We start from the raw sequence: 14,111 nt of genomic DNA on the forward strand, positions 1-14,111 counted from the left end.
GCGCTTTAGCGCTTGCGGGGTTCCCCCTGTCCCGTACTCCCGCAGGACATTGAATTACATCCTTGAATCAGCCCACGCACGAAGGAAATGCGATAGCATTTTCGAGGAGTCGAGCGCCTTCCGCTCCAATCAACATAGTGGCAAAATCAACAATGTACTTTAACAAGCCTTTTAATAAAATAAAAAAACTCCCATCCCTATGCTTTAGTAGCATAGGGACGAGAGTTTACCCGCGGTTCCACCCTATTTGCTGTCAAAAAACAGCCTCTTTCAAATACGTTTGCTCTGGAACGCCTTCCTTAATGCCCTATACCCTAGCTTCCACCATCCTAGGTTCGCTTTTATAGAGAATGTTAAGTACTACTTTCCTTCACAGCAATTATTAATTTAAAGAAAATAATACCGAAAACACGAAAAAATGTCAACAAGGCAATTACATTAGATTTCGAAATTTCTCCATTGATTGAAGAAATTTTTTTGTCTTTAGATGAAGACCGGAATACTCGTCGTAATATGCTGTGATTATTTTTTTCAACTCAGCTTTTGTCTCATCTTTAAGGGAGATGTTCCCAAGTCTTGAGAGGTCGAAATAATAAAAGATCCGTAATAATTTCACTGTTGCCTGTGATATTTTTAAATGATATGGATCTTTTTCAAGACAGCGGTGACAAATAAAACCGCCCTCGCGAATCGAAAAAGAAAAATGTCCGTCTGTACTGCCGCAAACAGAACATTGATTTAAAATTGGATATAATCCAATGACATTAACCATTTTCATCTCGTAGATATTCATGAGTACATCGGGGTCATAGCCATCGTTCATATAATGTAGGGTTTGAAATAATAATTCAAACTGATATGGGTTTGGTTTTTTTTCTTCTGTAACTTTATCGGTTAATTCCACGATATAACTGGCATATGCCGTTAAAAATATATCTTCAGTTATGGAACGCATGGAAGAAACCATTTCCCCTTGTTGAAGGCTACCCAAACCTGATCCTCGTTGGAGAAGAAAATATCCGTGTGTAAAAAGTTGGGTAATAGCAGAAAGACGGCTGTTTGGTTTTTTAGAGCCTCTAGCCATGACGCCAATCTTTCCCCATTCCCTCGTATATAAGGTAACAATTTTATTGGTTTCACCATAATCTGTCGTTCTAATGACGATGCCTTCACATTTCTGAAGCATGTTTGTCACCATCCCGTAGATAAAAGACAATCTTATGAAACGGGAAAGTCGATTTGAGCTAGCTCTTCATTCTGATTTCCGGGTAGTTCTTGGTTTTCCTTCTCAAGCTCTTTAAAGAGAAGATATGTGTCAATACAACCTGTTTGGGTAAATATTTTCCACGTAAAATCTATCATCGAAAACCCCACCTTTCATTATTTCAACTAGCCTAAATAAAATCCTCAACCTTATCATTATCATAGCCTGTCTTTTAAAAATCATAAGACGAAAAATTTGTAAATATTGTCCATACATAATTTACTAAATCGATAAATATTTTAGATAGGGTAAAAAGAAAAGCTGAAGCTAGACAATTAGAAAAGCTAAAGCGCTTTGGTGCCCCAATTTAATCAGTATTCATCTTCGTTGAAGCCAAAATCACGAAGCTGGGATACTTTATTACGCCAATCTTTTTGGACCTTCACCCAAAGCTCTAAATATACTTTTGATCCTAAAAGATTTTCGATATCTACCCTGGCACGCTTTCCAATTTCCTTTAGCATGCTGCCTTGTTTCCCGATAATAATACCTTTTTGTGAATCTCTTTCTACAATAACCGTTGCCATGACATGAATAATATCTTTTCCCTTTTCGCGCTCGATTTTATCGAGAACAACAGCCAAAGAATGTGGAATCTCTTCTCTTGTCAAGTGCAGCGCTTTTTCACGAATGAACTCTGTAATAATAAATCTTTCGGGATGATCAGTTACTTGGTCAGCAGGATAATATTGTGGTCCCTCTGGTAAATAGCTTTTGATTTGTTCGAGGAGGCGTTCAATATTATTTCCTTCAAGAGCTGATATAGGAACAACTTCTTTGAAGGGATATTTTTCTTTATACGATTCAATAATCGGTAATAATTCATCTGGATGAACTTGATCAATTTTATTAATGACAAGAAAAACAGGTGTTTGAATGGAATGAAATTTCTCAAGAATGAACTCTTCACCCCGGCCAAATCCTTCCGCAGCATTTACCATAAATAAAACTAAATCAACTTCTTTAAGTGTATTTTGAGCAACCTTCATCATAAAGTCGCCTAACTTATGCTTTGGTTTATGGATTCCTGGTGTATCGATAAAAATCATTTGGGTGTCATTCATGGTAAGCACACCCTGAACTTTATTTCGAGTCGTTTGCGGCTTGTCGCTCATAATAGCAATTTTTTGACCAATAACCCGATTAAGGAATGTGGATTTCCCTACATTTGGGCGGCCAATAATCGAAATAAATCCTGATTTGTAACGTTTGCTCTCAGTTGAATTATTTTGCATGTAAGTCCTCCGGAGTAAATGCACCTGGAAGTAGGTCTTCTACTGTTGTTTCTAAAATATCTCCTTTGAGGTTTGTTAGAACAACTTTCATATCACCTGGGCATAGTTCAGAAATCACTTGACGGCAAGCACCGCATGGTGGACAAGGTCTTTCTGTATCCGCTACCACAGCGAGCATTTTGAAGTTTCGATTTCCTTCTGCATAAGCACTAAACAACGCAGTGCGCTCAGCGCAATTACACATACTATAGGCGGCATTTTCAATATTACAGCCGTGATATACTTTTCCATCAGTTGTTAATAATGCTGCTCCTACATGGAACTTTGAATAAGGAACATATGCCTTTTCTCTTGCTTTTTTTGCTTCTACTAATAATTGATCGATATTCACAAAAATACTTCCTTTCAGGCAAATATCTGCCGCTATTTTTATTTTAACTTATTTGGCTTTAAAAATCGATATGTGCACCAAAAATATCATTAGAAAATTTCAAAAAATTTGAATTTTTCCACAATATACAAATTAAAGAAATTACACCAATAATATTTTAGCGAAATTAATATTTCTTTTCAAATTGGCCTCGTTAAACTTGCCTGTTGATTTGCGCTCAAGAAGCGAGCATCCGGCGGGCGTTCCGGGGAGCCTCCTCGGCGCTTAAGCGCCTGTGGGATCCCTTGCCCCGTACTCCCACAGAACGTTGAATCTCATCCTTGATTCAACACCGCACGAAGGGGATGCGATAGCATTTTCGAGGATCTCGCGCCTTCCGCTACAATCAACATAGTTTCAAAAATCAACAATGACCTTTAACACAGCCTTCAAATTAGCCTTTTAGAACAACTTTAGAACATAAGGAAAGAAGATCATACTCCCGATGATCACTGACAAAATAGCGTATATCATGACGGCTCCTGCTGCGATATCCTTCGCCTGTTTCGCTAGCGGATGACGTTCACTTGTGACTAAGTCAACGACACGCTCAATTGCCGTATTGACTAATTCTAGGGCGAACATTCCGCCAATGGCAAAAAGGATAAAGAGCCACTCTATTTTTGTAATTGAAAAGTAAAAGGAAGCGCCGATGGCAAGAAAAGAACTGATGAAATGAATTCTCATGTTCCTTTCTGATTTGAGCGCTGTCTTGATTCCATCAAACGCGTTGGAAAGGGCTTTAAGCAACGGCTGCCGTTTATCGCGTGAGTCCATACTCATCAAAAATTTCCCTTTGCCTTGTAAACATTACTTCTTCCTCTTCCTTTGTCATATGATCATACCCGAGCAGGTGTAAAAAGCCATGAACCGCCAAAAAACCCAGCTCTCTTATAAAAGAATGTCCATACTCATTTGCCTGCTCTTTTGCTTTTGGCACTGAGATGATAATATCTCCTAAGATTCGGGGCATTTCCTCACCAATTAATTCTACTTCCCCTTCTCCGAGCTCTTCCATAGCAAAAGATATCACATCCGTTGGGGTATCTTTATCCCGGTATTCCCGATTAATCTCTTGAATTCTTTCGTTTGATACAAAAGTAATCGACACTTCGCTTTGCTCCATGATATTTTCTTTCTCTGCAGCAAATTTTATTATTCTCTCAATTTCAATCATTAGTTCGCTTGATAATTCATTCGTTTCATCTAGAGAATCAATTAATAATGTCATGCATGCTTCACCTTTTTCGTAAGTTCTGGATATTCTATTCGGGAATGAAAAATTCCTGTTAAGGTCTCACATAGACTGTGAGTGACCATATCAATTTCTTTTAATGTTAAGTCACATTCATTTAACTGGCCATCCTGAAGACGGTCTGCGACAATTTTTTTCACAAGTGATTCAATCAGCACTGGTGTAGGCTGCGAGAGAGAACGAACCGCTGCCTCGACACTATCGGCAATCCCAACAACCGCCGACTCCTTTGATTGGGCCTTCGGACCGGGATAACGATAATCTTCTTCTTTCGTATTCTCATCCGATTGCAGGGCCTTATGGTAAAAAAACTTTAGCAGGGTAGTCCCGTGATGCTGTTCAGCAATGTCGATTATTTCCTTTGGCATTTGATATTTCTTTAAAATGGCAGAACCTTCTGTTACATGTGCAATAATAATACACGCGCTTTTATCTGGGGGCAGACGATCATGTGGATTATCAAGATGCATTTGATTTTCGATAAAAAATTTAGGACGCTTTGTTTTTCCAATATCATGATAATAGCTGCCGACCCTTGCTAAAAGACCATTTGCACCAATCGCTTCACAGGCAGATTCCGCTAAATTTGCAACCATCACACTATGATGATACGTGCCCGGTGCTTCCATTAATATTTTTCTTAAAAGCGGGTGATTCGGGTTCGATAATTCAATCAGCCTAATAGTTGATAGTATTCCAAAACTTGCTTCAAAAAACGGTAATAATCCAATGGTTAAAACGGCAGAAGCAATCCCTGAAACGAGTCCCGTTAAGAAATAATATCCGTATTCTACACCAGAAAATTGACCATTTGGTAAAAACATCAATGCCCAGATCGTAAAAAGATTGACGACAGCAGTGAAAGAGCCCGCCTGCAAGATCTTGGATCTTTGATTATTATGGCTTAGGAATAAAATTCCCGCTAAAGCACTAAAGAGGATATAGATACCTTCTGAAAAATTAAGGGTTCCTGAAACCCCTTCATTGAAAACAATACTACCGCAGACCGCCAGAATAATCGACATAAGGATCGCTAACTTTTCATCAATTAATATCTTAATTAGCATCCCAGCCATAGCTGCAGGGAAGAGATAAATAATCCCCGAATAATTAAAGATTTGCAGCAAACTAATAAGCTTTAAGATAAAAATAGACAAAATAAAGATGATCCCAAATAAAAGTAAATACGTTTGTCTTTTTTCCGGCTGTTCCTTCATTTGATTAAAGTAATAATAGATGGCTGAAAGGATAATGATAACAAGAAAAGTTAAACCAATAAACGGCTTATAGAATAGTTGATTGTTTATTAAACCAACAAGCTTTAGTTGGCGGTAAATTTCCTTGCTAATCAATTTTCCTTCTTCGACAATAATTTGACCTTGAAGAATTTTTACAGGTTCAACACTTCCTGCCGCCTGCTGACGTAGTTCCTCAGTGGCTACAGGATCATAAAATTCATTCTGAACAACCGCGTATCTCCCCAGATTAATTGCAGCATCTTTCAAACCATCATTCAAGTTGGAATATTTTAATTCCTCCTCTACTTTTTTCTTTGCGTTTTCAACATCATCTGCGGAAATTTTTTTGGTCATCACATTATTGATTGCCGTTACGGTTAAATCCTTTGCAGTTGACAATTCTTCTTTATTAGCTTGAACTAGGGCGACAAAAACTTGATCCGTTAAATCCTTTGTAACCGTTGTCGTCAATTTTGCTTTTAGTTTAGCCACTTTTTCCGGAACAGTTGGTTCTGTGATAGAGGCAGTAGACGATGCCTGTTTTTTCATCTCATTTTTAATTTCATCATTTACTTCTGCCGCGGAATCAAAAATAGATGTAATCAAATCCACTCGATTTTGAGTATACTCTTTTTTTAAAGTATAGACATCTTGGACCTGATCAGCAGCATCCTTTCGTTTCTGTTCGGTACTTTGTTTATCCTCTACAGTTATCGGTGACCGAATAGTTTTTTGTGCAATCGAAAACAAACTTAAATCCAATTTTTCAGGTTTCACATTACTAAACATTGCTGCAAATAAACAAATCCCCAAAACAAGAAAAAATAGTATACGAAAAATGGTAACATCAAGTAAATTCCGAATTCGAATAAAATATTGCTGTAGTCTTTCCACCTTAATCCTCCTATAACGGCCCATTGATTAACCAAGACTATAGAAACATGTTACTTGAGATGTATTTATGGGTATGCCTTCTCTTATTCGTCACACAATATAAGTAAAATGATAACAGTTTTCTCGAATAGTTTCACCTGAATCATTTGATATAAGAAAAGCGGAAGCGCCATGGACAGCCCTTACAGGCATAAAACACTACCAAAAAGAAGGCGCTTTTTGCCTTCATTTTGGTAGTGGCTTATGACCCGAAGGACTTGGCGCTGAAGCTGGACAATTCTCGAAGTCAATTTTTATACTTTCTGGTCCTATGAAAAAGGGATAAACCACGATTTAGTTTACCCCGTTCATTTCTACATTCATTTTTAATTTGTTATTTTCTCATAGGCTTCAATAATTTTGCCTACAAGCGGGTGTCGAACAACATCACTTTGCTCTAAGAACACAAATGAAATCCCGTTGACATTTTGTAGGATCATTTCAGCCTCGACCAACCCAGACTTTGACCCTTTTGGGAGGTCAATTTGCGTTCGGTCACCAGTAATAACCATTTTCGAACCGAAGCCAAGTCTGGTTAAAAACATCTTCATTTGAGCATGAGTTGTATTTTGCGCTTCGTCCAAAATGACAAAGGCATCATCCAAAGTACGTCCTCGCATATATGCAAGTGGAGCGATTTCAATGGTTCCGCGCTCAAGTAATCGCTGCGTATGTTCAACACCTAGGACATCATGAAGGGCATCATACAAAGGCCTTAAATACGGGTCAACCTTTTCTTTTAAATCTCCCGGAAGAAATCCTAAGCTCTCTCCTGCTTCAACAGCTGGCCTTGTTAAAATAATTCTCTTTACCTGTCCATTTCTAAGAGCGTTGACCCCCATTACAACGGCAAGATAGGTTTTTCCAGTTCCTGCAGGGCCAATTCCAAAAACAAGGTCATTATTCTTAATGGACATAACATAATGTCTTTGACCTAGTGTTTTTATTCGAATTGTTTTTCCTTTAGCAGTTTTGCCTATTTCCTCATCGTATAAATGAACAAAATAATCGAGCGTACCTTTTTGCGCCATTTGGATGGCATAAAGAACATCCCTTTGGCTAACTCCAATACCTTTTCGGATTAAAACCATCAGTTTCTCAAGAATTTGGCCGACAAGCTCAACTTTAGCCTCTTCACCTGATAAACTAACCGATTCACCTCTTGTAACAATTGAAACCGCCAGTTCTTGTTCAATTATTTTTAAATTTGAATCCGAGTTCCCAAAAAGGGCAATAGCCTCAGCTGGATTTTCTAGCTGCAATTTTATGGTTATTAGCTTATCTGTCATTCATGAGTCTCCTTGGATATCGGTTGTCCGACAGCAATATTTTCGTATATCTTAAAGTGAATATCTAGTATAACTTTACCATTTTCAATTGCTTTGTGTAAAATTTTTTCATCTTTAATGATAGCATCTTCATCTAATTTGCTTTTTATTTCTTTTCTCGCTAGTTCAAGGGCTTGTTCTTCTGCCTCTTTATTTGTATAAGTCCTTTGGATATCTTCCCGTTCACGAATGGTTGTTTCTACATAAGAAATCGGTAGATTCCATTTTAAGAAATGAATCTTATGTTCGTTTCGTTCCGTTTCAAATTTCTTAAATTTTGGCTTTCCAAATCCCCAAATGGGTATATCAAGTTGTCCAATCAGTAACGATTGTTTCCGTTTTTCCTCACCACTAAACACCTTAAAGTCTGTCTGTAAAGGCAGATTAACGCGGCTTGTGTACCACGTTTCTCCCCAAACCTCCCCTTTAGCTGCAACATATTCTATATGATCTCCACTTCCAATTTGGCCTGATACAAGCGTTTGTCCCTGTTCTACATAATCAAGACGATTGACAAGCGGCTGCCCCTTTTCAACATACATATCCACAATATGAGCCTTCTTTTTGGCGATGAGATTCCTTGGTGTAAGTACCTCCGGCTTTTTCGGTTCGTTTTTTTCAACTACTTGAAAGTGATAGGTTGTCCCGTTTAAATCCACACCCACCCAGGTGAGATTTTGAATATTATTTGTTAACTTTCGTTGAATGGACTCGACATTATCGACGAAAAACTGCAGCTTTCCAATTTTCACACCCATCTTGTCCAATTCTTTGCGAATCTGATACTCTGTTTGCGGCTTTGCCCCACTAATTTCAATTCCCCAAATCACATTAGATAAAAGAAGTATGATCATAAAAAAAACGAAAGCTCCAATTAAAAAACCGCTGTTTTTTAATAGCCTTTTTTGTAAAAAGGGTACTCCCTTCCGTTGCAAAAATGAAATCTTACATTCACTTTTCCTGGAAAAATGCCTAATCCTTTTGGCATCCTGTAGTCTCATTTTAAACGTGATCGTTTCAGTCCCGTGGCGTTTGACATTCCAAATATAAAGGCCATTTCTTGTCAGGGTATTTAAAAAACGTTCAATCCCTCTCCCTGAAACTTTGACTGTTACCCTACCAAATAAAAATTCAATCCATTGGTTTTTCATTTTGTGCCTCCTGGGTTTTCATTTAAATAAATTACCTGATCAATTTTTCCTTCGAGCAAAATTTCTTCAGGTAAAATCGTTTTAATGACAAAGGCTTGCCCTTTTATGAGCAATTGACCTTGCTTTAGCAGTAAACGTAGCTCTTTATCGGTGAAGGCAAGCAGGCCCCGGTGATTTTCGATATAAATATGAATTTGTCCAATCATGGTAATGCGGGGTAAATCCATCATGACATCTTGAGGAAGATTCATTTTTTGTGCCATCCAGCTTCGGACTCTTAATCCCCATTTTTTTGCCATAAAAAAAGAACCCCCTTTTATCTCATATTTATGAGATAAAAGGGGGTTCTAGCACATTTTTTTCCACCAGAAAGAACTTATAAAACGAAAGAATGCTTAGCCTTTTCTTGCAAAATGCGGCTTTCTTGAACGCGGTTGACCAAGAATTTCCGACCAAATAATTCCATTAATTAGGGCTTTTTTCTCTACATTCTCAGAAATAAAGTCTTTAACAGACTCAGTCGTTACTTTTACTGGCTCTACAGTACTGATTTGATGTTGATCTATATATTCAGTAGGAATCATCGCTTCCGTTTCTTTTTTTATGTCATAATATTTTCTTTCCATGCTATCTTGCTCTACGGGGCGTAAATCTTCAATCTCCGCTTTATTTGCTGCTGTATTACCCGATGGAATCTTCTCTACTGACGGGTTGAAAAGCTTTTTAATATCCTCAAATTGATTGGGGATCATTGGTTTTCTTTCTGGCCCGCCTTTTGTTTGTTTTGCTTTACCAATAATAGACCAAATGAACCCAACAATAATCAAGATAATTAATTTTTCCAATTATCCACCCTCCCTTAATAATATGTTCGAATGGAGTTTTCTATTTATCGTCTTTTTTGTCATTTGATAATTTTCCGATTGAATCCCTCATATCCGTATCAGCTGAAATATTCTTGAAATTCATATAATCCATTACACCGATATTCCCGGATTTTAGCGCTTCAGCCATTGCAAGAGGAACCTCTGCTTCTGCCTCTACAACTTTCGCTCTCATTTCTTGTACTTTTGCTTTCATCTCTTGTTCTGTTGCAACCGCCATCGCCCGGCGTTCTTCCGCCTTTGCTTGGGCAATTTTTTTATCAGCCTCAGCTTGCTCTGTTTGAAGCTCAGCTCCAATGTTTTTACCGACATCCACATCAGCTATATCGATCGAAAGAATTTCGAAGGCCGTACCCGCATCGAGACCCTTTGATAATACCGTTTGTGAGATTAAGTCCGGTTTTTCAAGCACCTTGAAATGGCTGTCCGCTGAACCAATGGTAGATACAACCCCTTCACCAACACGAGCAATAACAGTTTCTTCACCAGCACCACCGACAAGACGATCAATATTTGCCCTAACGGTAATTCTTGCTTTGACCTTTACTTCAATACCATTCATAGCAACACCTGGAATAAATGGCGTCTCAATTACTTTTGGATTGACACTCATTTGCACCGCCTGCAAGACATCACGCCCCGCTAAATCAATGGCAGCACCTCGTTCAAATGAAAGTTCAATATTTGCGCGATGAGCAGCAATCAACGCATTTACCACCCGATCTACATTCCCTCCAGCTAAATAATGGCTTTCCAGTTGGTTGGTTGTCACATTTAAGCCTGCTTTGTGTGCTTTAATAAGCGGGTTAATAACTCTGCTTGGCGTTACCCTTCTTAACCTCATCCCAATCAATGTAAAAATACTTACACGTACACCAGCTGCTAACGCTGAAATCCAAAGCATGACCGGTACAAAAGACAGTAATACACCTAAAAAAATTAATGCAACAATGACAATCGCAATAATAAATATTGTTCCATCTGTTAACATTTTTTACCCCCTCAAGAATTTACTTTACTTCTCTAACTACAATCCTAGCTCCTTCAACCTTAATGACCTTAACTTTTGCGTTTTGGCCAATAAATCCTCCTTCACTCACCACATCGATCCGTTCCCCATTTATCATGATGGTACCGGCTGGTCGTAAAATGCTTAAAGCTGTCCCCTCCAATCCTAAGAGGTCGGTTCGATTGATATTAGATACATACCCATCTTCTTTTCTGGCAGAATCAAACAAAACCATTTTACTAAATAAAACAAGCTTTTTATCAAAAATTCTTACCATGATAAAGAAGGCGAGAATGGATAAAAACAGGGCAATGAAAATCGAAATACCAATCTGCACGGCATTTCCGCCTGCTAAAAACAGACTTAAAATGAGAGCGGTAACCCCCAGAGTTCCAGCAATCGCTCCCGGTAAAAAAAACTCCAAAAAGATTAAAACAATTCCAACTACAAATAAAACAAGAGTTTCTACACCGGCATAGCCTGCTTTAAAGTGTCCATAAAAAAATAAAAGCAATGCGAGTGTTCCAATCGAACCAGGAACCCCAAATTTGGGTGAAAAAAGCTCTAGTACCATACAAATTCCGGCAATCGATAAAAGGACAGTGACGACAATCGGGTCGGTAAGAAATTCAATCATTCGGCTTCCCCCTTCTTTCACTAAATCCGACAATAATTATTACGTTGAAAGGCAAATTAAGTTTCACAATTTAAAAAAAATTATATAAAAAGACTACTGGCAAAATCGCCAGTAGCCCTGATGTAAGAATATTTATGAAAGGTGTTGTTGTACAAATTTATTTACAAGTGATCCATCAGCTTTACCTTTTACTTTAGGCATAATTGCAGCCATCACTTTTCCCATTTCCGCTTTTGATTTTGCACCGACTTCAGAAATTGTTTGTTTAACAATTTCTAACAACTCTTCTTCAGAAAGCTGTTTCGGTAAATACAGTTCGAGAATCGAAATTTCTGTATGCAATTTATCAACCAAGTCTTGACGACCTGCTTTATCAAATTCATGGAGGGAGTCTTTGCGTTGTTTTACTTCGCGAGATAGGATTGTTAGCTCTTCATCTTCGGAAAGTTCCTTTTTGCCAAGCTTAATCGCTTCATTCTGCAAAGAGGCTTTTACCATCCGAATAACAGAGAGCTTGTCTTTTTCCTTGTTTTTCATCGCTTGTTTCATGTCATTATTTAAACGCTCGAGAAGACTCATGTAATACACCCTCTTAAAACTTACGTTTTCTTGCTGCTTCAGACTTTTTCTTACGTTTTACACTTGGCTTTTCATAGAATTCGCGCTTTCTTGCCTCTTGCAAAGTACCAGTTTTTGATACTGTACGTTTGAAGCGACGAAGAGCATCTTCAAGCGATTCGTTTTTACGAACAACGGTTTTAGACATTCTCTTTCCCTCCCTCCGAAACACAACACACTTACATACAATCCATGTACCTTGCAATTATAATATAACCTCGATATAAGGTCAACTATAATTGTCAATACAGAAACGACTTTCCAATTTTTTATGCAGAAAAATAGTGTTAATTTTTAAAATCAGGTATTTCATGTGGCATGTGCCCTCATGCAGAACCATAGAATGGAAATAAGGGGGCGTAAGACATGCTATACCTATTATTATTTGTTCTTTGTATTTTATTATTTATCTTTGGAATGACGATTATTAGATTCGGACTATTTAATATATCTGCTGAAAAATTAAGGGATTGGCTGATTACGTTAACAAGTTCACCTTTAAAAGGGATGGTAACAGGGACGTTAATTACAGCTCTCTTGCAAAGCAGTACGGCAGTGATGGTCATTACGATTGGATTAATTTCAGCACGAATCATGACCTTTCCTCAATCCATTGGAATTATCTTAGGAACCAATATCGGAACTACCTTTAAAACAGAATTAATCACGTTTAATATTGATGCCATTATAGTTCCATTGGCCGTATGTGGAGCATGCCTCATTCTTTTTAAAAATAGAAAAACACGAAGTATTGGAATGCTTCTGTTTGGAATCGCCTCTGTATTTACGGCAATGAAAGGATTTGAATTATTAGCACATCCTTTAACATCTATGAGCTTGATTCATCAATTTATTCTCTCCCTTAATAACAATATATTCTTAAGTCTTTTAACTGGTACTGTCATAACTTCGATTATTCAATCAAGTACAGCAATGACCGGAATCGCCATGGGGTTTTTAACAGCTGGGCTCCTGAAGCTCGACGCCGGAATTGCTATTATGCTTGGTGCGAATATTGGAACTTGTATTACGGCCATTATTGCCTCTATTGGCGGGGGTAAGGAATCAAGGATGGCTGCATTTGCTCACGTTTGGCTAAATGTGTTTGGCGTTTTGGTATTTATCCCACTCATCCCATTCCTAAGTGAAAACGCTAATCTCTTGGCTAAGTATAAGGATGTTCAGTTGGCTCATATTAGTGTCATTTTTAATGTTGCCACTTCCGTTATGGTATTGCCGTTTGCTACAAAATTTGGGGAAATGATTGTATATTTACACGGAAAAAAATAGCGAGGATGCCCCAAAAAAAAGTGTCAAGCCTTCAACCTACAATTAATAACACTTAATAAGCGGCTACATAGTAAGTGTTTAGTGAGAGGTCAGACCCTTTGGGGACATCCACGTCTAATAAGAGGATGTAACGGTTTCCCCTTTTATAATAGCAACACTAGAGCTTGCACCAATCCTTGTGGCGCCGGATTCAATCATTTTTTTGGTATCTTCCGCGTTTCTAACACCACCAGAAGCTTTTACTCCGACATTAGGTCCAACCGTTTCCCTCATTAGCGCAATGTCGCTCACAGTCGCGCCACCACTTGAAAAACCGGTAGAAGTCTTCACAAAGTCAGCACCAGCCTTTACAGCAAGCTGGCAGGCTCGAATTTTTTCTTCCTTTGTTAACAGGCTTGTCTCAATAATGACTTTTGTTAGCGCTTTGCCTTTGGCAGCAGCAACGACCAAACGAATATCATTTTCCACCCATTCATCATTTTGGTCCTTAAGGGCCCCAATATTAATGACCATATCCACTTCTTCAGCGCCATTCTCAATAGCATTTTTCGTTTCAAATGCTTTTGTTTCAGAGGTTGCCGCACCCAATGGGAACCCAATAACCGTACAAACTTTTACACCGCTATCCTTTAAAAGCTCCTTAGCCATACTTACCCAAACAGGGTTAACACAGACAGAGAAAAATTTATGTTCGCGTGCTTCTTGGCACAAAGTTTCAATTTGTTGTTTTGTAGCATCAGGCTTTAATAAAGTATGGTCAATCATGGCCGCAATATTTGTATTTTTCAATTTAAACGCTCCTTTCTACCTACGTAGTTGCAAGAAAAAAAGTTGCTGCT

17 protein-coding genes and 1 other annotated feature are annotated in these 14,111 nt (G+C 38.2%); of the genes, 1 reads left to right on the plus strand and 16 read right to left on the minus strand.

Translation table 11 applies throughout. The features are described from left to right. Positions 1-211: 211 nt before the first annotated feature. Positions 212-383, minus strand: a binding site (T-box leader). A gap of 50 nt (positions 384-433) precedes the next feature. The 15 genes from recO to rpsU all read right to left on the minus strand — a co-directional run bounded on the left by recO (position 434) and on the right by rpsU (position 12,130). Next, positions 434-1,186: a DNA repair protein RecO gene (gene recO / locus BN1082_RS20420; protein ID WP_090637581.1), complete on the minus strand. Its 753-nt coding sequence runs from the start codon at positions 1,184-1,186 to the stop codon at positions 434-436. Positions 1,187-1,218: 32 nt separating this feature from the next. Next, complete coding sequence (locus BN1082_RS20425; protein WP_090637583.1) at positions 1,219-1,362, minus strand: YqzL family protein; 144 nt, start codon at positions 1,360-1,362, stop codon at positions 1,219-1,221. A 213-nt stretch (positions 1,363-1,575) separates the two neighbouring features. Next, positions 1,576-2,499: a GTPase Era gene (gene era, locus BN1082_RS20430; protein ID WP_090637585.1), complete on the minus strand. Its 924-nt coding sequence runs from the start codon at positions 2,497-2,499 to the stop codon at positions 1,576-1,578. Next, complete coding sequence (locus tag BN1082_RS20435; protein WP_090637587.1) at positions 2,489-2,890, minus strand: cytidine deaminase; 402 nt, start codon at positions 2,888-2,890, stop codon at positions 2,489-2,491. Before BN1082_RS20435 ends, era begins: the two co-directional genes overlap by 11 nt. Before the next feature lie 441 nt (positions 2,891-3,331). Then, on the minus strand, positions 3,332-3,712 hold the full coding sequence (locus BN1082_RS20440) for a diacylglycerol kinase family protein (RefSeq protein ID WP_090637589.1): 381 nt from the start codon (positions 3,710-3,712) through the stop codon (positions 3,332-3,334). After that, positions 3,690-4,160 carry an rRNA maturation RNase YbeY gene (ybeY, locus tag BN1082_RS20445; protein WP_090637591.1) on the minus strand — a complete coding sequence of 157 codons (471 nt, stop codon included), beginning with the start codon at positions 4,158-4,160 and terminating at the stop codon, positions 3,690-3,692. The genes BN1082_RS20440 and ybeY overlap by 23 nt, the downstream gene beginning before the upstream one ends. Continuing rightward, on the minus strand, positions 4,157-6,316 hold the full coding sequence (locus tag BN1082_RS20450) for an HD family phosphohydrolase (protein WP_090637593.1): 2,160 nt from the start codon (positions 6,314-6,316) through the stop codon (positions 4,157-4,159). The genes ybeY and BN1082_RS20450 overlap by 4 nt, the downstream gene beginning before the upstream one ends. A gap of 365 nt (positions 6,317-6,681) precedes the next feature. Beyond that, positions 6,682-7,644, minus strand: a complete 963-nt coding sequence (locus BN1082_RS20455; RefSeq protein WP_090637595.1) for a PhoH family protein — start codon at positions 7,642-7,644, stop codon at positions 6,682-6,684. Then, the gene (gene yqfD, locus BN1082_RS20460) at positions 7,641-8,834 is read right to left on the minus strand and encodes a sporulation protein YqfD (protein WP_090637598.1); all 1,194 of its coding nucleotides are present in this window, start codon (positions 8,832-8,834) and stop codon (positions 7,641-7,643) included. Before yqfD ends, BN1082_RS20455 begins: the two co-directional genes overlap by 4 nt. Beyond that, a complete protein-coding gene (gene yqfC / locus BN1082_RS20465; protein ID WP_090637600.1) occupies positions 8,831-9,133 on the minus strand; it encodes a sporulation protein YqfC in 303 nt (100 codons plus the stop codon). Before yqfC ends, yqfD begins: the two co-directional genes overlap by 4 nt. A gap of 96 nt (positions 9,134-9,229) precedes the next feature. Beyond that, complete coding sequence (locus BN1082_RS20470; RefSeq protein ID WP_090637602.1) at positions 9,230-9,679, minus strand: hypothetical protein; 450 nt, start codon at positions 9,677-9,679, stop codon at positions 9,230-9,232. A 40-nt stretch (positions 9,680-9,719) separates the two neighbouring features. After that, complete coding sequence (floA, locus tag BN1082_RS20475; protein WP_090637604.1) at positions 9,720-10,709, minus strand: flotillin-like protein FloA; 990 nt, start codon at positions 10,707-10,709, stop codon at positions 9,720-9,722. A gap of 19 nt (positions 10,710-10,728) precedes the next feature. After that, entirely contained in the window at positions 10,729-11,364 is a 636-nt protein-coding gene (locus BN1082_RS20480) for an NfeD family protein (protein WP_090637606.1), read from the minus strand. Between the two features lie 132 nt (positions 11,365-11,496). Continuing rightward, positions 11,497-11,943 (minus strand): GatB/YqeY domain-containing protein, encoded by a 447-nt coding sequence (locus tag BN1082_RS20485; RefSeq protein ID WP_090637608.1) that lies wholly within the window; start codon positions 11,941-11,943, stop codon positions 11,497-11,499. Between the two features lie 13 nt (positions 11,944-11,956). Further along, the gene (gene rpsU, locus BN1082_RS20490; protein WP_007087607.1) at positions 11,957-12,130 is read right to left on the minus strand and encodes a 30S ribosomal protein S21; all 174 of its coding nucleotides are present in this window, start codon (positions 12,128-12,130) and stop codon (positions 11,957-11,959) included. 218 nt (positions 12,131-12,348) lie between these two features. On the opposite strand from rpsU, the gene BN1082_RS20495 reads away from it, so the two are divergent. After that, complete coding sequence (locus BN1082_RS20495; protein ID WP_090637610.1) at positions 12,349-13,272, plus strand: Na/Pi symporter; 924 nt, start codon at positions 12,349-12,351, stop codon at positions 13,270-13,272. Positions 13,273-13,386: 114 nt separating this feature from the next. On the opposite strand, the gene deoC is transcribed toward BN1082_RS20495, so the two are convergent. Further along, a complete protein-coding gene (gene deoC / locus BN1082_RS20500) occupies positions 13,387-14,037 on the minus strand; it encodes a deoxyribose-phosphate aldolase (RefSeq protein ID WP_218055175.1) in 651 nt (216 codons plus the stop codon). Between the last annotated feature and the right edge of the window lie 74 nt (positions 14,038-14,111).

Origin of the sequence: Neobacillus massiliamazoniensis (assembly GCF_001048695.1) — a bacterium.
In the GTDB taxonomy this organism is placed as follows: Bacteria; Bacillota; Bacilli; order Bacillales; family Cytobacillaceae; genus Neobacillus; species Neobacillus massiliamazoniensis.